This window comes from Vitreoscilla filiformis (assembly GCF_002222655.1).
GTDB lineage: Bacteria > Pseudomonadota > Gammaproteobacteria > Burkholderiales > Burkholderiaceae_C > Ideonella > Ideonella filiformis.
Genome location: NZ_CP022423.1, coordinates 2,938,908 through 2,959,701, shown reverse-complemented (window position 1 = coordinate 2,959,701; position 20,794 = coordinate 2,938,908). Strand labels below are relative to the sequence as shown.

At 64.6% G+C, this 20,794-nt stretch carries 17 protein-coding genes and 1 tRNA gene; 10 read left to right on the top strand and 8 right to left on the bottom strand.

The window, feature by feature from the left end:
* Positions 1-10 precede the first annotated feature (10 nt).
* Positions 11-3,592 carry an indolepyruvate ferredoxin oxidoreductase family protein gene (locus VITFI_RS13990; RefSeq protein WP_089417489.1) on the top strand — a complete coding sequence of 1,194 codons (3,582 nt, stop codon included), beginning with the start codon at positions 11-13 and terminating at the stop codon, positions 3,590-3,592.
* On the opposite strand, the gene VITFI_RS13985 is transcribed toward VITFI_RS13990, so the two are convergent.
* The 4 genes from VITFI_RS13985 to VITFI_RS13970 form a co-directional block, all read right to left on the bottom strand.
* Entirely contained in the window at positions 3,577-4,419 is an 843-nt protein-coding gene (locus tag VITFI_RS13985; RefSeq protein ID WP_089417488.1) for a polysaccharide deacetylase family protein, read from the bottom strand. The two genes, VITFI_RS13990 and VITFI_RS13985, sit on opposite strands and share 16 nt — an antisense overlap.
* Positions 4,419-4,688 carry a helix-turn-helix domain-containing protein gene (locus VITFI_RS13980; RefSeq protein WP_089417487.1) on the bottom strand — a complete coding sequence of 90 codons (270 nt, stop codon included), beginning with the start codon at positions 4,686-4,688 and terminating at the stop codon, positions 4,419-4,421. Before VITFI_RS13980 ends, VITFI_RS13985 begins: the two co-directional genes overlap by 1 nt.
* A gap of 22 nt (positions 4,689-4,710) precedes the next feature.
* Entirely contained in the window at positions 4,711-5,646 is a 936-nt protein-coding gene (gene cysK, locus VITFI_RS13975) for a cysteine synthase A (RefSeq protein WP_089417486.1), read from the bottom strand.
* 99 nt (positions 5,647-5,745) lie between these two features.
* Positions 5,746-6,177, bottom strand: coding sequence for a DUF1841 family protein (locus VITFI_RS13970; RefSeq protein ID WP_089417485.1), 432 nt, complete (start codon positions 6,175-6,177; stop codon positions 5,746-5,748).
* Positions 6,178-6,327: 150 nt separating this feature from the next.
* Between VITFI_RS13970 and VITFI_RS13965 the strand changes: the two genes are divergently transcribed.
* From VITFI_RS13965 to VITFI_RS13950, 4 genes are read left to right on the top strand one after another with little or no spacing between them, the layout of a single operon-like run.
* Entirely contained in the window at positions 6,328-8,112 is a 1,785-nt protein-coding gene (locus tag VITFI_RS13965; protein ID WP_232476625.1) for an ABCB family ABC transporter ATP-binding protein/permease, read from the top strand.
* Entirely contained in the window at positions 8,093-9,016 is a 924-nt protein-coding gene (locus VITFI_RS13960; protein ID WP_089417484.1) for a LysR substrate-binding domain-containing protein, read from the top strand. The genes VITFI_RS13965 and VITFI_RS13960 overlap by 20 nt, the downstream gene beginning before the upstream one ends.
* An 18-nt stretch (positions 9,017-9,034) precedes the next feature.
* Complete coding sequence (locus tag VITFI_RS13955; protein WP_089417483.1) at positions 9,035-12,205, top strand: ATP-binding protein; 3,171 nt, start codon at positions 9,035-9,037, stop codon at positions 12,203-12,205.
* Between the two features lie 17 nt (positions 12,206-12,222).
* Entirely contained in the window at positions 12,223-13,245 is a 1,023-nt protein-coding gene (locus VITFI_RS13950) for a GGDEF domain-containing response regulator (RefSeq protein ID WP_198301495.1), read from the top strand.
* Positions 13,246-13,252: 7 nt separating this feature from the next.
* On the opposite strand, the gene VITFI_RS13945 is transcribed toward VITFI_RS13950, so the two are convergent.
* Genes VITFI_RS13945 through VITFI_RS13930 form a run of 4 tightly spaced genes read right to left on the bottom strand, consistent with a single transcriptional unit; the run spans position 13,253 to position 17,385 of the window.
* A complete protein-coding gene (locus VITFI_RS13945) occupies positions 13,253-13,897 on the bottom strand; it encodes an LON peptidase substrate-binding domain-containing protein (RefSeq protein WP_089417482.1) in 645 nt (214 codons plus the stop codon).
* Positions 13,894-14,799, bottom strand: a complete 906-nt coding sequence (rapZ, locus tag VITFI_RS13940; protein ID WP_089417481.1) for an RNase adapter RapZ — start codon at positions 14,797-14,799, stop codon at positions 13,894-13,896. The genes VITFI_RS13945 and rapZ overlap by 4 nt, the downstream gene beginning before the upstream one ends.
* Positions 14,800-14,814: 15 nt before the next feature.
* Positions 14,815-16,473, bottom strand: a complete 1,659-nt coding sequence (gene recN, locus VITFI_RS13935) for a DNA repair protein RecN (protein ID WP_089417480.1) — start codon at positions 16,471-16,473, stop codon at positions 14,815-14,817.
* A 33-nt stretch (positions 16,474-16,506) separates the two neighbouring features.
* A complete protein-coding gene (locus VITFI_RS13930; RefSeq protein ID WP_089417479.1) occupies positions 16,507-17,385 on the bottom strand; it encodes an NAD kinase in 879 nt (292 codons plus the stop codon).
* A gap of 91 nt (positions 17,386-17,476) precedes the next feature.
* On the opposite strand from VITFI_RS13930, the gene hrcA reads away from it, so the two are divergent.
* From hrcA to queE, 5 genes are all read left to right on the top strand, one after another.
* Entirely contained in the window at positions 17,477-18,481 is a 1,005-nt protein-coding gene (hrcA, locus tag VITFI_RS13925; protein ID WP_089417478.1) for a heat-inducible transcriptional repressor HrcA, read from the top strand.
* Positions 18,482-18,509: 28 nt separating this feature from the next.
* Positions 18,510-18,588 (top strand) — tRNA-Ile (locus VITFI_RS13920).
* A 507-nt stretch (positions 18,589-19,095) separates the two neighbouring features.
* On the top strand, positions 19,096-19,719 hold the full coding sequence (locus VITFI_RS13915) for a hypothetical protein (protein ID WP_157725698.1): 624 nt from the start codon (positions 19,096-19,098) through the stop codon (positions 19,717-19,719).
* A gap of 1 nt (position 19,720) precedes the next feature.
* A complete protein-coding gene (locus tag VITFI_RS18000; RefSeq protein ID WP_157725697.1) occupies positions 19,721-19,924 on the top strand; it encodes a hypothetical protein in 204 nt (67 codons plus the stop codon).
* 225 nt (positions 19,925-20,149) lie between these two features.
* Entirely contained in the window at positions 20,150-20,785 is a 636-nt protein-coding gene (gene queE / locus VITFI_RS13910; protein ID WP_089417476.1) for a 7-carboxy-7-deazaguanine synthase, read from the top strand.
* Positions 20,786-20,794: the final 9 nt, after the last annotated feature.

Sequence of the window (20,794 nt, the reverse complement as noted above, 5' to 3'; positions counted from 1 at the left end):
GGAGACCCCGATGAGCACGATGCCCCCCGTCCTTCCGACGCTTCCTCCCCAGTTGACCCGGGTCACGCTGGACGACAAATACACCCAAGCCACTGGCCGCGTGTACCTCACCGGCACCCAAGCCCTGGTGCGCCTGCTGCTGGCGCAAAAGGCGCGTGACGAGGCCGCGGGCCTCCACACCGGCGGCTTCGTTTCTGGGTATCGCGGCTCGCCGCTGGGCGGTGTCGATCAAGAAATGTGGCGCGCCAAAAAGCACCTGGACGCCCACAACATCCGCTTCACCCCCGGCTTGAACGAGGAGCTGGCCGCCACGGCGGTGTGGGGCTCGCAAATGGTGGCGCTCGACCCCGAAGCCACCGTGCAAGGGGTGTTTTCGCTTTGGTACGGCAAGGGGCCGGGCGTGGATCGCTCAGGCGACGTGTTCAAACACGGCAACATCGCCGGCTGTGCCGAACACGGTGGCGTGTTGCTGGTGGCGGGCGACGACCACGCCTGCAAAAGCAGCACCCTGCCGCATCAGAGCGAACACGCTTTCATCGCCGCCATGATCCCGGTGTTGCACCCGTCGGGCGTGCGCGAGTTCATCGAGTTCGGGCTGCACGGTTACGCCATGTCGCGCTACTCGGGCTGCTGGGTGGGGTTCAAAACGATCAGCGACACGGTCGAATCTTCCTCCTCGGTGGAAGTCGATCCGATGGCGGTCAACATCCGCATCCCCGACAGTTACCCGATTCCGCCGGACGGTTTTCACATCCGCTGGCCCGATCCGCCCTTGCAGCAAGAAAACCGCCTGCAACGCGAACGCCTCTACGCCCTGCTCGAATACGTGCGCGTGAACGGCCTGAATCGGCAAGATTGGGCGGCGCCCAGCGCCAAGCTTGGCATCTGCACCACCGGAAAAAGTTACCTGGATGTGCGCGAAGCCTTGGTGATGTTGGGCTTGGACGAAGCCGCCGCCGCTGTGCTCGGCCTGCGCTTGTTGAAGATCGGCGTGGTGTGGCCGCTGGAGCCGCAATGTGTGGTCGAGTTTGCGCAGGGGTTGGACGAAATCCTGGTGGTGGAAGAAAAACGCCAGGTGCTCGAATACCAAATCAAAGAGCATCTTTACAACGAGCCGGCCAGCGCCCGCCCGCGTGTCGTCGGCAAGTACGACGAAACCGGCGAATGGGTGAAGGTGCCGCACGATGGCATCTTGCTGTCCCCCAATGGCGAGCTGACGCCAGCGGTGATCGCCAGCGTCATCGCTTCGCGCTTGGCCAAGGTGCTGGGCGAAGCGGCGCTGCCCGAGTCGGTGCGCGCGTGGCTGACGCCGTGCCAAAAGGCGAGCGCATCCGCCAACGGCGCCGCGCCGCTGCCGCAGCGCGTGCCCTACTTTTGCGCCGGTTGTCCGCACAACACCAGCACAAAAGTGCCCGAAGGCTCGCAGGCCAGCGCCGGCATTGGCTGCCATTACATGGTGCAGTGGATGGACCGGCGCACCGCCACCCTCACCCAGATGGGCGGCGAGGGCGTGAGCTGGATCGGCCACGCGCCCTTCACCGCGCAAAAGCATCGTTTCATCAACCTGGGCGATGGCACCTACATGCACTCGGGTTCGTTGGCGATCCGGGCGGCACGGGCGGCGGGGGTCAACGTCACCTACAAACTGTTGGTGAACGACGCAGTCGCCATGACGGGCGGCCAGCCGGTCGAAGGCGCCCCCACCCCGGTGCAACTGCTGCAACAGCTCGCCGCCGAGGGCATCACCCAGCTCTTTTTGGTGAGTGACGATCCGCAGCCCCATCACGGCGCAGCGGGCCTGCCCGCTGGGGTGGAGATCCTGCACCGCGATGCGATGGACGCATTGCAACGCCGCGTGCGCGAGCTGAAGGGCGTCTCCGTCATCGTGTATGTGCAAACGTGTGCGGCGGAAAAACGGCGTCGGCGCAAAAAGGGGCTGATGCCGGTGCTGGCGCAGCGGGCGGTGATTCACCCCGACATCTGCGAAGGCTGCGGCGATTGCGGCGTGCAGAGCAACTGCGTGGCCATCGTGCCGGTGGAAACGCCGCTGGGGCGCAAGCGCGCCATCGACCAAAGCGCGTGCAACCAAGATTTTTCGTGCGTGAAGGGCTTTTGCCCGAGTTTCGTGACGGTGCAAGGCGGCCAACTGCGCAAGCCTGAACCCCGCGCCACCGGCCTGCCGCAAGACGTGCTGCCAGAGCCGCCGCTGCCGACTTTGGATCACACCTGGAACGTGCTCATCACCGGCGTGGGCGGCACGGGCGTGGTGACAATCGGCGCGCTGCTGGGCATGGCCGCGCACCTCGAAGGCAAGGGCGTGGTGGTGCTGGACATGGCCGGTTTGGCGCAAAAGGGCGGGGCGGTGATGTCGCATGTGCGCATTGCGGCGAACCCGGACGTGCTGCACGCCGCCCGCGTCCCCGATCACCAAGCCGATGTGCTGCTGGGCTGCGATTTGATGGTGAGCGCCAGCGCCTCCGCGCTGCTTGGGATGGATGCACAGCGCACCCGCGCCGTGCTCAACACCGATGTGGCCCCCACCGGCACCTTCACCCAAAACCCGGATTGGCAAGCTTCGCCCGATGCCCTGCTGGCCCGCGCCCGCAGCGCCGTGGCCGAAGCCCATGCGCTGGGCGCGACTCACCTGGCCACCGCCTTACTGGGCGACGCGGTGGCGACGAACGTGTTTGTGCTGGGGTTCGCTTGGCAAAAAGGCTGGCTGCCGTTGCGGCTGGCCTCGCTGGAATGGGCGATTGAGCTCAACGGCGCGTCGGTGGCGATGAACCGGGCGGCGTTTGCCTGGGGCCGTCAAGCGGCGTTGGATGTGGGCAAGGTGGAAGCGGTGGCGGGGCGCATGCCGTCCGAGTTGGCGCATGGGCCGGTGCGCGAATCCGTCATCCTGTTGCCGGAGCGCACCCCGGCGCTGGCCGATCTCTTGGCCGACCGCCTGCCGCGCCTCACCGCTTACCAAGACGCGGCTTACGCTCGACGTTATGAGCAGTTCGTGCAAGAGATCGCCGCGCTGGAGCGGGAACGCATCGGCAGCGACCGCTTCACCCGCGAGGTGGCGGTGAGCCTCTACAAACTCATGGCGGTGAAGGATGAATACGAGGTGGCACGCCAGCTCAGCAGCCCGGAGTTTCAGGCCCGCATCGCAGCGCAGTTTGAGGGCGATTACCAGCTCCACTTTCATCTGGTGCCGCCGTGGCGCGGGGGCCGGGGTGGCATGAGCGAGGCGCAAGGCAGCGCCGAACGGCCTGCCAAGCAGCGTTTTGGCGCGTGGTTGCTGCCGGCGATGCGCTGGCTGGCCCAAGGGCGCCGGCTGCGCAGCACGGTGTTCGATGTGTTCGGCTACAGCGCCGAACGCCGTGAGGAACACGCCGCGTTGGCCGACTTCGAGCAGCTCGCCCGCCAACTCGCGCAAGGGCTGACGGCGGCCAACGTCAGCACCGCGCTGGCGCTGGCCAAGTTGCCGCAGAGCGTGCGGGGTTTCGGCCCCGTCAAGGCAGCGGCGATGCAGGCGGCGCAGCGGCGGCGTGACGAGCTGTTGGCGCGTTGGCAGCAGCTCCGCGCCGATCAGGGCGTTGTTTGAACCGCCACATCGTTCAGGTGAACAAACACAAAACCGCGCTGCTGTAAGGCCAGCAACCCAGGGCGCAACCCTTCGGCGGTCTGGGAGCGCGGTTTGTTCATGTGGGCCAGGATGATGTCCCCAGCTTGAACGTGTTTCAGCCGGGCGGTGATTTCAGCTTGCGGCAGGGTGGCGCCCGCATCCGCGTTCACAGAAAAACCAGCAATGCGGTAGCCCAAGCGCTGAATTTCTTCGACGGCATCCTCGTCATATCGGGCAGTGGCGGCGCGATACCAGCGGCTGGGCTCGCCCGTGATGTCTTCGACGGCCTGGGCGCCGTTTTCCACTTCGCGGCGCAGGTGCAGCACATCCGGAGCCCCGGCGATGCCGTACACCTTGCGCCCTTTGCCGATCACCGCTGGAATGTGGTGCTCGCCGTGGTTTTCAATGTCGAACAGATCGGGATGCGCCCGCAGCACGGCGCGGCCGGTGGGGTTGTGATCCAGCCACTGTTTGGTGGCAAAAATCGTCGCCGGGATGCGCTGTGCGATGAGGAAATCGATCAGTTCAGCGTCGTACAGCCCGGCGCAGGCGTCCAGCGTGAGGGCGACGCGCTTGTCCGTCGCATCGCGGGTGACGATGCGGCTGTGCAGCTCAACGGCGCGGGCGCCATCAGGGACGTGCAAGCTGTCCGACGCGGCTGGCGTTGATGCATGCGCTGCGGCCGATGCCACGTTGACCGCGCTGGCTACGGTGGGTGACTCGATGGCGTCGGCTTGGCCCAGTCGCCAGCTGCTGGTCAGCATGATCAGGGCGGCGAAGCCCACGCTCCAGCGGGTACGGATCATCAAATGCGAGCCAGTCTTTCCAATGTGTCGGGGAATTGTGCAGCCAGTTGCAGCAGGCGTCGCGCTGCACCTGTGGGTTGAACACGGCCTTGTTCCCAGTTTTCCAAGGTGCGTCGGGAAACTCCCAAAGCCTGTGCGAATGCGGCTTGTGACAGCCCCGAACTGGCCCGAGCGGCCATCAACTCCCAACGGGGGCCGGACAGCAGTTCTGCGCCCAGATCGCGCTGGGCATCTCGGGCGATCAACTCGGCTTCAGTCAGCTTGGGCATCTTGTGGCGTGAGCGAGACGGTTCAGGCCGCCACATCACTCGGCAAGAAGCCGTCCACCGAGAGGTAACGCTCGCCCGTGTCGTAGTTGAAGCCCAGCACCTTGGCGTTGGCCGGCAGTTCAGGCAGCTTTTGGGCGATGGCCGCCAGGGTCGCACCGCTGGAGATGCCCACCAGCAAGCCTTCTTCGCGTGCGGCGCGGCGGGCGTAGTCTTTGGCGGCTTCGCCATCGACTTGGATCACGCCATCCAGCAGCTCGGTTTGCAGGTTTTTGGGGATGAACCCCGCGCCAATGCCCTGGATCGGGTGCGGCGCCGGCGAACCGCCCGAAATCACCGGCGAGGCCGTCGGTTCCACCGCGAACACCTTCAGTTGCGGCCAGCGTGCTTTGAGCACTTGGGCCACGCCCGAGAGGTGTCCGCCCGTGCCCACGCCGGTGATGATGGCGTCCAGCCCCTCGGGAAAATCAGCGGCGATTTCCTCGGCGGTGGTGCGCACATGCACCTCGATGTTGGCCGGGTTTTCGAACTGTTGCGGAATCCAAGCGCCCGGCGTGCTCTCAAGCAGTTCCTGGGCTTTGGCGATGGCCCCCTTCATCCCCTGCGCACGCGGCGTGAGCACGAAACTGGCGCCATAAGCCAGCATCAGGCGGCGGCGCTCGATGCTCATGCTGTCCGGCATCACCAGAATCAGCTTGTAGCCCTTGACGGCGGCCACCATCGCCAGGCCAACGCCGGTGTTGCCGGAAGTCGGCTCAATGATGGTGCCACCGGGCTGCAAGCGGCCATCGGCTTCAGCGGCTTCGATCATGGCCAGGGCGATGCGATCCTTAATCGAGCCACCCGGGTTGGCGCGTTCGGCCTTGACCCAGACTTCCTGGGTGCCCGCGTCAGCAAACAGGCGGTTGATGCGGATGTGCGGTGTGTTGCCAATGGTGGCCAGGATGTTGGCGGCTTTCATGCGGGGGCTCCTTGCGGCTCAGTGCGAATCGATGGCGGCGGATGATGCCGCAAGGCGGCAGGCTTGTCGCCTATGTGCTCATGACGGCCAGTTATGAAGTCAGCGCGTCGCCCGGCGCCGCACCGCATCCAGGTACGCATGCCCATCCGGCGGCAAGCCGCTGCGCTGCGACGTCCAGATCATCTCGCCCAAGCATTCCATCACCTCGTGGTGGGCGGTGTGCAAGCTGTTGCGCTTGGCCGCCAGCAACTCGACGGCTTGGCGGATGCCACGCGGCTGGTCAATCGAGCACTGCTCGCTGATGGTGATGTGCATCGACAGATGCAAAAACGGATTGGTGCGCCCGTCGTCCACCGTGTAGACGGCGGCCAGGGCGGCGTCCACATCGGCCAAATCGCCGTGGTATTCGGGATGCTCGTCGATCCAGCCGGCGGCCAGGGTTTCCATGGGCGTCAGGGGTTGGCTGGCGCGCTGCTTGGCCCAGGTTTCGCAGAAGAAACGCCGGACATCGTGTTGGGAGGGTTGAAACATAGCGCAGGATTGTGGAACAGCCGAACCCGCACAATCCGCGTCTCCTTGTTTGAAGACGGTTGTCCTGTGCGTCGCGCTTCGCTTTCTGCTTCTGAGCTTCCCCCAGCATCCACCGGCCCGCGTTCCGACTGGGCCACCCTGAAACGCCTCTTGCCCTATTTCTGGCATTACCGTTGGCGCGTCGCCCTGGCGCTGCTGTGTCTGGTGGCGGCCAAACTCGCCAATCTGGGCGTGCCCCTGTTGCTCAAAGAATTGGTGGACAGCCTCGGCGTGACCCCCGGTGACGCCCGCGCCTTGCTCGTGCTGCCCGCTGGGTTGCTGGTGGCGTATGCCGCCTTGCGCCTGTCCGGCGCGCTGTTCACGGAATTGCGCGAGCTGGTGTTTGCCAAAGCCACCCACGGCGCTGCCCGCCAAATTGCGCTGGAGGTGTTCCAGCATTTGCACGCCCTGTCCCTGCGCTTTCACCTGGAGCGCCAAACCGGCGGCATGACGCGGGACATCGAACGCGGCACCCGCGCCCTGCAATCGCTGGTGTCCTTTTCGCTTTACACCATCTTGCCCACGGCGATTGAGCTGGGCCTGGCGCTGCTGTTGCTCGGGCGGCAGTTCGACCTGGGTTTTGTCTGGATCACGCTGGCTGCGCTGGCCGTGTACGTGGTTTACACCATCAGCGTGACGGAGTGGCGCACCCAGTTTCGCCGCCAAATGAACGAGCTGGACGCCCAGGCCCACACCCGCGCCGTGGATGCGCTGCTCAACTACGAAACCGTCAAATACTTCAACAACGAAGCCTTCGAGGCGGCGCGTTACGACCAAGGTTTGGATGCCTACCGCCGCGCCCAGCTCAAGTCGCAAACCTCGCTGTCGCTGTTGAATGTGGGGCAGCAGGCCATCATCGCCACGTCGCTGCTGGCCATGCTGTGGCGGGCGACCACGGGGGTGATCGAAGGCCGTTTCAGCCTGGGCGATCTGGTGATGATCAATGCGCTGTTGATTCAGCTTTACATCCCGCTCAACTTCCTGGGCGTGCTGTACCGCGAGATCAAACAAAGCCTGACCGATTTGGATCGCATGTTCACCCTGATGGCGCGTGAGCGAGAAATCGCCGATGCGCCCGGCGCCCCGGACGTGGCCCTGAGCGGCCCGACCGTGCGCTTCGAAGGCGTGGCCTTCGCGTACGACCCCGCCCGCCCGATCTTGCACGACGTGAGTTTCGAGATTCCCGCTGGCCAAACCGTGGCGGTGGTCGGCGCCAGCGGCGCGGGCAAATCGACGCTGGCCCGCTTGCTCTACCGTTTTTACGACGTCAGCCCCGACAACGGCGGACGCATCACCGTGGACGGCCAAGACATCCGCCAGGTGACGCAGGACAGCCTGCGCCGCAGCATCGGCATCGTGCCGCAGGACACGGTGTTGTTCAACGACACCATCGCCTACAACATCGCCTATGGCCGCCCGGGCGCGACGCGGGCCGAAGTCGAAGCCGCAGCGCGGGCGGCGCACATCCACGATTTCATCGTCGCCCAGCCCAAGGGGTATGACACGGTGGTGGGCGAGCGCGGCCTCAAGCTGTCGGGCGGCGAGAAGCAGCGCGTGGCGATTGCCCGCACCCTCCTGAAGAACCCGCCGATCCTGATTTTTGATGAAGCCACTTCGGCGCTGGACTCGGCCAACGAGCGCGCCATCCAAACCGAACTGCGCAGCGCGTCGGTGGGCAAAACCACGTTGGTGATTGCGCACCGGCTGTCCACCGTGGTCGATGCCTACGAAATTTTGGTGATGGAGGCCGGGCGCGTGGTGGAACGCGGGTCACACCCCCAGTTGCTGGCGCTGGGGGAGCGCTATGCTCGCATGTGGCAATTGCAGAACGCCGGCAGCGCACCGGCGGGGCACATTGCCCAGGAGAACGATACACATGGACACCAAATGGCTTGAGGACTTCGTGAGCCTGGCCGAAACGCGCAGCTTTTCGCGCTCGGCCCAACTGCGCCATGTGACGCAACCGGCGTTCTCACGCCGCATCCAAGCGTTGGAAGCGTGGGCGGGGCTCGATCTGGTCGATCGCTCCTCCTACCCAACGCGCTTGACCCCCGCCGGCGAAACCTTCCACGCCCAGGCGCTGGAGATTCTCGACGCGCTCCAAGCCACGCGCAACATGATGCGCAGCCATCAGGTGGCCGGGCAGGACACGATCGAGTTCGCCGTGCCCCACACCTTGGCCTTCACCTTTTTCCCGCATTGGTTGATGGACTTGCGCCAGCGTTTCGGCCACCTCAAAAGCCGGCTGATCGGGCTGAACGTCCACGATGCGGTGCTGCGTTTGACCGAGGGCGGTTGCGATTTGCTCATCGCATACCACCACATCACCCAGCCGCTGCAACTGAGTTCGGATCGCTACGAAATGCTCAGCCTGGGCCACGAAACCCTGGCCCCCTACGCCAAGGCCGACGCGGAAGGCCAGCCACTGTTTCGCCTGCCCGGCACGCCGCGCCACCCGGTGCCGCTGCTGAGTTATGCCTCGGGGGCGTACATGGCGCGTTTGGTGGAGCAGATCATCAAGCACGCCTCGGTGCAGCCGCACCTCGACCCGATTTATGAAACCGACATGGCCGAGGGCCTCAAAGCCATGGCGTTGGAAGGCCACGGCCTGGCTTTTTTGCCCGCCAGCTCGGTGAAGAAGGAACTGCGTGCCCGGCGCTTGGTGCCCGCTGGCAGCAGCTACGAGCTGACGATGGAGGTGCGCATCTACCGGGAGCGGCCACAGTTTGCACGCCACATCAAACCGGTGGCGCAGGAGTTGTGGGAGTTCCTGCGTTTGGCCCCCGGCGCGGTGCGCTGACCGTCGGGATCGAATGCCATGGCGAAAACGTTGAGACTGCGCCTGGCCACCCGGCGCTGGGCGGGGCGGGTGCATGGGCGCTGGGGGTTGCTGTCGATGCGGGCGCAGCTCACCCTCATCGTGGTGCTGGGGCAGGCGCTGATGATGGTGTTGCTGGCGTGGTACATGCACGCCAGCCAGCAAAACCAAGCCCTGGCGACCCACACCCAGCACGCTCAGGGCATGGCCCAAAGCCTGGCCGCCGGAGCCGCCACCGATGTGGCCGTGGCCGACGCCGCCGCGCTGCAAACCTTGGTGGGCGCCGTGGCCCAGGTGCCCGAAGTGGCTTACGCCATGGTGGTCGATGCCCAGGGGCGGGTGCAAGCGCACTCGGATCCGCGCTGGGTGGGCCACACCGCCAACGAAGCCCTGATGACCACCCTGCGCCCCGCCACCCGCGCCCCGGTGGTGGTGTACAGCGGCAGCGAGCGTTCCGATGTCGCTGCGCCCGTGCCAGCGCCGCAGCAAGGATGGGCGGTGGTGGCACTCACCCACGGTGCCGCCTCTGCTCACAACCGTTGGCCAGCGGTGCTGGGCTTTCTGGCCTTGGGGGCGTTGTTGAGCGCGGGCGTGGGTGGATTGATCACACGACGCTTCAGCCTGCGCATGGGTGGCTTGCTGCAAACGTTAGAACAGTTGCGCATGGGCGAGCGCGGCGTGCGCTTGGAGGTGGACCACGTTGATGAGCTGGGGCAGTTGGCCGAGCACGTCAACGCCATGCTGGCCGATCTGGAGCGCCAGGAAAGCGACGCTTGGCGCCGCTCCCGTGAGTTGGACATCGAGCGCACCCGCCTCGTCAACATCATCGAAGGCACACAAATCGGTACCTGGGAGTGGAAAGTGCAAACCGGCGGGGTGATCTTCAACCGCCGTTGGGCCGAGATGCTGGGCCACACCTTGGAGGAATTGCAACCGCTGTCCATCAAGACCTGGGAGGCCCTGACCCACCCCGACGACCTGGCCAGCGCGCAAGCCCAACTGACCCGCCACTTCAACGGCGAGGCGTCGCACTACGAGTGCCAACTCCGGTTGCGCCACAAAGAAGGCCATTGGGTGTGGGTGCTGGATCGCGGGCGCGTGGCCGAGTGGACGGACGAAGGCAAACCGCTGTGGATGTTCGGCACTCATCAGGACATCTCGACGCAAAAAGAAGCCGAGCTGGAACTGCGCCGGGCCACCGATCTGGCCGAAAAAGCCGCACGGGCCAAGGGCGATTTCTTGGCCAATATGAGCCACGAGATCCGCACGCCGATGAACGCTGTCATCGGCATTGCGCATTTGCTGGAGCGCAGCACATTGGATGCGGACCAGCGCCAGTTGCTCACCAAATTGCAAACCGCCAGCCGCACCCTGCTGAACCTCATCAACGATGTGCTCGATCTGGGCAAGATCGAGGCGGGGATGATGACGTTGGAGTCGATCGAGTTTTCGCCCACGGTGCTGCTCAACGAGGTGCAGGACATGTTCCGCCCCCAAGCCGAGCAAAAGGGCCTGACCTTCGAAACCGAAGGTGAGGACGAGCTGCCGCAGCAACTGGCCGGCGACGTGGTGCGCCTGCGCCAGATCGTGTGCAACTTGGTGGGCAACGCGATCAAGTTCACCGATCGCGGGCGGGTGGAAGTGCGTGCCGAGGCCCAGCTCGATGACGATGGCGCCCGCTTCTGGCTGCGCGTGGCCGTGACCGACACCGGTTGCGGCATCGCTGAAAGTGATCAAGCGCGGCTGTTCACGCCCTTCACCCAGGGGGACGCTTCGACCACGCGCCGTTTCGGTGGCACGGGGTTGGGTTTGTCCATCGTGCAGCGTTTGGTGGCGCTGATGGGCGGCAGCCACGGATTCACCAGCACGCCAGGGCGGGGCAGTTGTTTCTGGGTGCGCGTGCCCATGGCTTTGGCGGTGGTCGATGTGCCCCTGCCGATGCCGGAGGTGACCCCGCCGCCCCCACCGATCGATGTGACGGCGGTGGAGGCCGAATCGTGGCCCGCGCAGCGCCTCAGCGCGGTGGCGCCGGACGATGTGGGCATGATGGAACATTTACCCAGCGTGCGCGTGCTGGTGGTCGATGACAGCCCGATCAACCTGGATGTCGCTCGCCGGTTGTTGCAGGCCGAGGGCGCTGAGGTACACAGCTGCATCAATGGGCGTGAGGCGGTGGAATACCTGCGCTTGCATCCCGATTGGTTCGACGCCGTGCTGATGGACATCCAAATGCCCGAAATGGATGGCTACGAGGCCACCCGCCGGGTGCGTGGAGAGTTGGGGTTGGCGCAATTGCCCATCGTCGCGGTGACGGCGGGGGCGCTGGTGGAAGACCGCTGGCGCGCCATGGCCGCCGGCATGGACGGCTTTTTGAGCAAGCCGTTGGATCCCGCGTTGCTCATCAACACGGTTCGGCAGTGGGTGGAGCGCTACCGGGGGCAAGCGATCGTGCTGCGGCCACACGCCAACAAGCGCGACCGAGGTGCCGAAGGGAGCCCGGAGCCCACGTCGGCGCGGGCCGACCCCCGGCCATGGCCCACGATCGAGGGGGTCGATATCCCCGACGTGCGCCGCCGCCTGGGGGGGGAGCTGGAACTGTTCACCACCTTGCTGACTCATCTTTTCGATGAGTTTGGTTGGTTGGCCGATGAAACGGCTGCGCAGCGGGCACTGCTCAATGACCGAGGGGCGCTGATGGCCCGCGTTCACAAACTGCGGGGGGCGGCAGGCATGTTGGGGGCGCGCCAGTTGCATCAACAAGCCGGAGAAGTGGAGCTGGAGTTGCAGGCCGAACATGACGAAGGCGAGGGCGTGGCGGGGCCTCAGCGGGCCGTTGCGCGGCTGAGTCAGTTGGCGCACACCCTGGGCCACTTGATGCACACTGCGAAACCTGCTTTGCAGGGCTTGCAGCGGCCCATCGGGGGTGGGGTGCAGGCGTCGGCACCCGGCGACCAAGAAGGACACCGAGCTTTGCTGTATTCCGTGCTACCGCTCTTAAAAGCCCAAGATTTGGCCGCGCTGGATCAAATGGCGCAGATTGAGGCGGCTGTGCTGGCCTTGGGGGGAGAATCCCTGCTGGCATGTGTGCAGCAGGCGATGCAGGGGCTGGATTTTGCGGGCGTCGCGGCGGCACTGGAGCAAGCACTGGGCGCTCCTGTGGGTGCGCAATGAAAGCGGGGATGTTTGACATGCGGTTTCTGGACACCTTGCCAGCAAGCATCTTGCTGGTGGATGACGATCCGATCGTCATCCAGGTGCTGGGCAAGGCACTGGCCGAGCTGGGGCGGTTGCGTTTCGCCATGAACGGGGAGCAGGCGCTCAACCTGTGCCGTCAATCGGTTCCCGACCTGGTGTTGCTGGACGCAGAAATGCCCGGCATGAGCGGCTTCGAGGTGCTGCAAACCATGAAGGCCGATCCTGCTTTGGCGCATGTTCCTGTGGTGTTTGTCACCAGCCACAGCCAGCAAGCCATGGAAGAGCGCGGGCTGGCGCTGGGGGCGGTGGACTTCATCGCCAAGCCCATCCGCCCGGCCATTGTGGTGGCGCGAGCTCGCACACAATTGCGGCTCAAGCAAGCCATCGACCGTTTGCAGCGCCTGGCCAGCACCGATGGCCTGACCGGTGTGGCCAACCGCCGCATCTTGGACGAAGCTTTGGATCGGGAGTGGCGCCGCTCACGGCGCGGCGGACATCCGCTGTCCCTGCTGATGCTCGACATCGACCACTTCAAGCTCTACAACGATTCGTGTGGGCATTTGATGGGGGATCGCTGTTTGGTGGCGGTGGCACAGTCGCTGCAAGGCTGCGCCCGCCGGCCATCGGATTTGGTGGCGCGCTACGGCGGCGAAGAATTCGCCGTGCTGCTGCCGGACACAGACGCTGCGGGGGCCCAATACCTGGCCGGCCAAGTGTTGGAGCGCTTGCATGCCTTGGCCATCGAACACCCGGCGACCGTGAGCAAAGTAGTGTCCGCCTCTGTGGGCGTGGCCACGGTGGATGCGGACAGTCCCGGCTGGGGTCAGCCTTCGTCGGAGGAGGAGATTGCCGAAATCGCGGGCATGAGCCGAGGCTCGCTGCGCATGTTGGCTGTGGCCGATCAGGCGCTGTACCAAGCCAAGCTGACGGGGCGCAACCAAGCGGTATTCCGCCGGGTGGATCTCACCATCCCGCTGCCCGATGTGCTGACCACCCGCGTGCGCGCCTTGACCTGAGCCGGGCTCAGATCAGTTTTTTCTGTCGCAAAAAGGTGTTGATGATTTCCAAGCGCGACACCGGATCGGTGAGCGCCATCAACTCTTGACGGGCCGCCAAAGGAATCGGCAGCAGCTCACTCCAGCGGTTGGCCACCCAGCCCAGTTCGGTGAAACGGCGGTCTTCGGGGGGGAACTGGCCGGGGTGGCGGATGTCCAGCCCTGCCACGGTGCGGGCCAGGGCGATCATGGCGTCTTTGAAGCACTCCCGGGGTTTGAGCACGGGGTCATCGGCCAGTGTTTGCACATCGTAGGCTTGCCAGAGCGATTGGGCGTTGCGCGCCACCCGGTGGTAACGAAAGCGCTGGCCGCCCACGCAGTGCGCTTTGACATGGTCGGGTGCCACCACTTCGATGCTGCGCACCTGCGCCAACGTGCCGACCTCCTCCAACTCAATGCGCTCCCCTTGCGGAGAGCCATTCCAACCGCGCCGCAGGCAGATGATGCCCAGCGGCTGCTGGCTGCGCTGGGCATCGGTCAACAAGCGGATGAAACGCGGCTCTTGCACCTTCAGGTGCAAGTGGCCCTGCGGAAACAGCACCGCTTGCAGTGGGAACAGTGGCAGAGGATCAGTCCAAGGCGATGGGCTGGCAAGGGCGGCATCGGAGGTCACGGGCGGGCGTCCAGTTCACGGTGTCGAATGAGGGTGGCGACTTGGGCCTGGAAGCCGCTGGCCAAGGCTTCCGCGCAGTAGACCGAACGGTGCTGGCCACCGGTGCAGCCAAGGGCCACGGTGAGGTAACTGCGCTGGTCGTCGGCATAAGCCGGCAGCCAGCGCTGGATGAAGTGCTGAATCTGCCCCACCATGTCGGCGACTTCGGGTTGGGCGCGCAGATGGTCTGCCACCGCCGGGTCGCGGCCCGTGAGCGGGCGCAGCTCGCGCACATAAAACGGATTGGGCAGCACACGCACATCGAACACCAAGTCGGCGTCCAGCGGCACCCCATGCTTGAACGCGAAGGATTGGAACACCAGCGTCAACCGGCTGGCCGTGCTGCCCACCAGATCGCGCACCCACAGACGCAGTTGGGCGGGGCGCAGTTGGCTGGTGTCGAGCACGGTGGCTTGTTCGCGCACATCGGTCAGCAGTTGGCGTTCCAACTCGATGGCTTCGAGCAGGGCGCGGTGATCGGTTTCGCCGTCGGCTGAGGGTTTGCTCAGCGGGTGCGGGCGGCGGGTTTCCGAAAAACGCTTGATGAGCGAAGGCGTGTTGGCATCGAGGAACAAAGTGCGCACGGCCACGCCATCGGTGCGCAGTTGCTCCAACACGGGCAGCAACTGGGGCAGCGAACCGGCGGTGCGCACGTCCACTGCAATGGCCATGCGGGTAACGCCATGGGCGGTTTGCACTCGAATCAGCGCGGCCAACAATTCGGGCGGCAGGTTATCGACACAGAAAAATCCGGCGTCTTCCAACGCATGCAGCGCCACCGATTTGCCCGAACCGGAGATGCCGGTGATCAACACAATGTCGTGCGAGGGAGCTGGGGACAGCGCAGAGGAGGGGTTCGTCATGGGAAGTCCAAGCAATCAGGAAAGGGCCTTCGCATGGTCGAGCAGGGCTTGGGCGTGGGCTTGGCGGGTGTTCGCTTGGCCGCTGCCCAGCATGCGCGCCACTTCGGCCACTCGCTCGGCACCCTGGAGGGGCTCGATGCGGCTGGCCGTGCGGCCGTCATCTTGGACGGACTTGGTGACGACGAAATGGTGGTCGGCACACGCCGCCACTTGCGGCAAGTGAGTGACGGCCAGCACCTGCACCTCGCGGCCAAGCTGGCGCATCAAACGCCCAACGGCGTCGGCCACGGCGCCGCCGACGCCGCTGTCGATTTCATCAAAAATCAAGGTGTTCGGCGTGCTGCGCGATTGGGCGGTGGTGACCGCAATCGCCAACGCCAAGCGCGACAGCTCCCCGCCCGAAGCCACTTTTGCCAAAGGGCGCGGCGTGCTGCCCGCGTGGCCCGCGACCAAAAACTCCACCGTTTCTTGGCCGAAAGATTGCGGCTCGTCGTGGGGCCGCAGGGCGACTTCGAAGCGCCCACCCGCCATGCCAAGCTGTTGCATCGCCGCTGTGACACGCTGCGCCAACGGTGCCGCCGCCTGGTGCCGGGCGATGGAGACGCGATCCGCCTCCTCTTGCCAGACGGTGCGGGCGTGGGCGAGTTGCTGTTCGAGGGCGGGCAGGTCGGTGGCGGCGTCCAGCGCGGCCAGGGCGTGGCGGGTTTCGGCCCACAGGGCGGGCAGGTCGGCGGCGGGTCGGCGCAGGCGTCGCGCCAGCCCCAGCCAAGCCGACAAGCGCGCATCCAATTCCGCCAAACGGGCCGGATCGAGTTCAGTGCGGCTCAGGTAGGCCGCCAAGGAATGGCTGGCGTCATCGAGTTGGGCCAGGGCGCTGTGCAGCACGTCGATGATGGGCGTCAGGCGGGCGTCGAAGCCGCGCACATCGTCCAGCACCCCCAGGGCGCGGCGCAGTTGGCGTGCGGCGCTGAGGTCGTCTTCTTGCAGACCTTGTTGGGCCTGCGCCACCGCATCGAGCAAGGCTTGGCCGTGGGCCAGCCGCTGGTGCTCCGCGTTCAGCGGTTCCCATTCGGCTTCGCCGGGGGCCAGGCGATCCAACTCACTGAGCTGCCACAGCAAGCGCTCACGTTCGGTTTCCAGCTCGTCTTGCCGGGTGCGGGCACGGGCCAGCGCTTCACCCGCCTCGCGCCACGCGGCGTAAGCTTGGCCGAGGGGTGCCAGGTCGAGGTTGGCCTGAGCGTCCAGCAGCGCCCGCACCGAGGCCGGGCGGGTCAAACCTTGCCAAGCGTGTTGGCCGTGGATGTCGATGAGCTGTTCGGCCACATCGCGCAGTTGCGTCACCGTGGCGGGGCGGCCATTGATGAAGGCGCGGCTTTTGCCTTGCGCATCGATGACACGGCGCAGCAGCAGCTCATCCTCCCCGTCCAGGCCGGCTTCTTCCAGCCAGGGGCGCAGCGGGGCGGGGGTGTCGAAACAGGCAGTCAGATCGGCGCGGGGGGCGCCTTCGCGCACCACACCTGCGTCGGCGCGGGCGCCCAGGGTGAGCTGCAAGGCATCGATGAGAATGGATTTACCGGCGCCGGTTTCGCCAGTGAGTGCCGAAAATCCCGCCTCGAACGCCACGTCCAACGTGGTGACGATGACGAAATCCTTCAGGGTCAGGTGCTTGAGCATAAACGCCAAAAAGCGGCCTGGATGCCGCCAGGATCAAACCACGCCTTCGTACCAGCGCAGCTTGCGGCGCAGGGTGGCGTAATAACTCCAGCCCCGGGGGTGGAGGAAGCGCACGGCTTGCAGCTCGGAGCGCTTCATGCGGATTTGGTCACCCAGCATCAGGCTGGCCAAACTGTGCATGTCAAAGCTGGCGCTGGAGTCCTTGCCGTTGACGATGGTGATTTGGACTTCCTGCGAATCCGGCAACACGATGGGGCGGTTCGACAGGGTGTGCGAGGCAATCGGCACCAGCACCAAGCCGCCAATGGCCGGATGCAAAATCGGCCCGCCAGCGGACAGCGCATACGCCGTCGAGCCCGTGGGCGAGGCGACGATCAACCCATCGGCGCGCATGTTGGCGACGAACACGCCACCCACGTCCACACGCAGCTCGATCATGCTGGAGGTGGCGCCTCGGCCAACCACCACGTCATTCAGGGCCATACCTTCGAAGATGCATTCTTCGTCCCGCCAGACCGTGCCAGCGATCATGGCGCGGCGCTCTTCCTCGTAATCGCCTTGGATGATGGGGCGCAGGGCGTCGGCCCAATCGGTGGCGCGCACGTCGGTGATGAAACCGAGGCGGCCCTGGTTGATGCCCACCAGCGGCACTTGGTAGGGCGCCAACTCGCGGGCGATGCCCAGCATGGTGCCATCCCCACCGACCACCACGGCGATGTCGCACTGCTGGCCGATTTCTTTGGCGCAGAGGGCAGGGTGGTCTTTCCAGTCGGTGTTGAGGGCGGTGTCGCGTTCGATCGAGACTTCCAGCCCCTGACGTTCGAGGAACTGGACGATGCTCTCCAGCATGGGGCGAATGCCCTGGGCCTGGTATTTGCCCACGATCGCGGCGTGTCGGAAACGGGTCGGCATGGTCACTCGATTACACCACAGGGACATTTCAGCCCCCTGGGCGGGCGAGTCCCTTGCTCGGGTGTGTGCGCAGGCTCCTACAATTTCACCCATGCTGGACGAGCGCGCACGATCTCTGTTGAAAACCCTGGTCGAACGCTACATTGCGGACGGGCAGCCGGTCGGTTCCCGTACCTTGTCCAAGGCGTCGGGGTTGGAGTTGTCGCCGGCGACGATTCGCAACGTCATGTCCGATCTGGAGGATTTGGGGCTGATCGCCAGCCCACACACTTCCGCTGGGCGCATTCCAACGGCGCGGGGTTACCGTTTGTTCGTGGACACCATGCTCACCGTGCGCCCGCTGGACACCGTGAGCGAGCCGCAGCTTCAGCCGGATCAGCCGCAGCGGGTGATTGCACAGGCGGCGCAGTTGTTGTCCAGCTTGTCGAGTTTTGTGGGGGTGGTGACGGCGCCGCGCAAATCGAGTGTATTTCGGCACATTGAGTTTTTGCGTTTGGGCGATCGGCGTGTGCTGCTGATTTTGGTGGCCCCGGATGGGGACGTGCAAAACCGCGTCATTTTCACCCAGCGCGATCACACGCAAACCGAGCTGATTGAGGCCAGCAATTATTTGAACAGCCAATATGCCGGGCTGACGATCGAAGCGGTGCGCGAGCGCCTCAAAACCGAGCTGGATGCGCTGCACGCCGAGATTGCCGCCCTGATGCGCACGGCGGTGCAAGTGGGGTCGGAAGTGATGGCCGAAACCCAGGAACAGGTGGTGGTGAGCGGCGAGCGCAACCTGTTGGGCGTGCAAGACTTTGGCCACGACCTGGGTGCGCTGCGCAAACTGTTCGATCTGTTCGAGCACAAAACCGAGCTGATGCGCTTGCTAGACACCTCCAGCCGGGCCGAAGGCGTGCGCATTTTCATTGGGGGTGAAAGCCGGGTGGTGCCGTTTGAAGAGCTGTCCGTGGTGACGGCGCCTTATGAGGTGGATGGCTGCATCGTCGGCACCCTAGGCGTGATTGGCCCGACGCGCATGGCCTACGACCGGATGATCCAAATCGTGGACATCACCTCTCGTTTGGTGACCAACGCATTGACGCAACGCTGAGGGGCGGCTGATAATACGCGCCCACCCCGGGCCGCTAGCTCACGCTTGGTTAGAGCAGCAGACTCATAATCTGTTGGTACCGTGTTCGACTCACGGGCGGCCTACCAATTCAAGAAATCACAAGGTTTCACAAAAAGCTCAAGCCCCTAAGAAAATCAAGCGCTTAGGGGCTTTTTTCTTGACAGACACCGATTGCAAGCGCACGACTTGCCCACCTGACGCCAAACGGCAGCGCCTGACCAATGCAGCAGGGCTTGACCTCGAAGTCAGACCCAGCGCGATAGCGCAGAGTTGAGCGCTTGACGGCCAGCGCAAGCAATGCATTGACGTTTGAGGTCGTAGCGCACGAGTTCCACCAAAGTAATGCCGATGGCATCGCCATGTGCCGATGCGATGGAAACCCTGTTCCTGATTTGAAGGGCGTGCTCAAACCGCAAACGGTCAGCAAGTAAACTGTATTTCGGTTCCGTTGGGAAAAAGTGAGTATTCTACTTTTCTAGGTTGTCACCTGATTTCAAGAGAGCGGTGATTGAAGCTGCTACAGGCTCAGCAACGTCAATTATTAATCGATCAAAATGGGCAGAGGTGTTGCTTAAGCAGGTTGTGAAGGGCTGATGCGACTGCGGCACAATGCGCGGTTCGCCTGGAAAAAGGTGATGGGGGCAAGGTTGGCGCGAGATTTTTTGAATAAATGCGAGCACTACAAAAACATCTGCGCCGATGTGCGTTTGATGCTGTCTGATGCTGTGTTGCAGGAACGACGTATTCGGGTTGAGGTTCGCCCCATCAACACTGATGCGGTGTGTGACAGCCACGCTTGGCCTCAAGCCGCCCGGCATGTGAACTGGGACTGGGAGCAAATCAGGCGCAAGCTGTTCACCTATGGCCCCAGGACGTTGGGCTTGGCGTTTTACGCCGGCTATCCAGGCAAGCCCCGACTGTGCGGCTTGGCGGCGGCCCAGGTGTCCCCCCATGCACGGTGGCTCTCGCTCACTCATCTCGAAAGTTCCCCCGAGCCGAGGCACCCTCTTAAAGGCTTGGTGTTACCCATGGCCATGCTGGGCTTGTCACTGTTCAAGACGCAAGTTAGCACGGAAGAAACTGCCAAAAGAATAGGCTTGCGCGTCCTCAACCCATTACCCGACGCATTGGACTGCTACTGCCGCAGTGGCTACACTGGCCTTGTGCGTGAGAAAAATCTCTCGTACATCGTCGTTCAACCACCAGCAGAGGCCTAGCATGAAGACGCAGACCCAGAAAAAGCTGGTTGCAGGTAACAGCCCCATCCTCAGCCCCCAAGACGTTCAGCAGCGGCGCTTAGCCGAAGCGCGTGTGCGCGTGCAACGTGTGGGCGGTGTTCCTTCTTTGGGAGCGCTGATTGCTAAGTTTGGCAACTGGCCCGTAACAGAGGCATCAGGCAAAGTTGTCCCTTCGAAGGGATGACGCCCCGTTCAACCCGATCCCAACAAGGGCCGGTTTGCTGACGAGCGACCGGCCCTTGTTGCTTCTGAGCTGGCACCCAACACTGCCTTCCCTGTTCAAACGTAGACGCCGCAAAAAATCTGCGAACGGGACACCCAGCGAGGAATCCAGCCCCACTGCGGGACAATCCCCCGCTTCTTCGTTTTCCCGGGCGCCGCCTGTCTCGCGGCTCACCCGCAGCATCCCATGACTTACAGCGTCAAGGAAATCTTCCTCACCTTGCAGGGCGAGGGGATCAACGCCGGCCGCGTGGCCGTGTTCTGCCGCTTCGCCGGCTGCAACCTGTGGAGTGGCCGCGAGGCCGACCGCGCCCAAGCCCTCTGCCGTTTTTGCGACACCGACTTTGTCGGCACCGACGGCACCCTGGGCGGCAAATACCCCCAAGCCACCGACTTGGCCGAGCGCATCGCCGCGCTGTGGCCCGCTGGCGCTGCCGGCCCGCGCCTGGTGGTGCTCACAGGCGGTGAGCCTCTGCTCCAAGTGGATGCCGCACTGATCGACGCCTTGCACGCCCAGGGCTTCGAGATTGCCGTGGAAACCAACGGCACCGTGCCCGCGCCCGCTGGGCTGGATTGGGTGTGCGTCAGCCCCAAAGCGGGCAACGCACTGGCCATCACGTCGGGCGATGAACTCAAGGTGGTGGTGCCCCAGGCGGGGCTCGACCTCGACGCCTTGGCCGCCTTGCCCTTCACCCACCATCTGGTGCAAGCGCTGGATGGCCCCGACGCCGCCACCCACCAAGCCGCTGCCGTCGCGCTGTGTTTGGCCGATCCGCGCTGGCGCCTGTCGGTGCAGACCCACAAGCTCTTGGGCATCCGTTGAAAGCCGCTC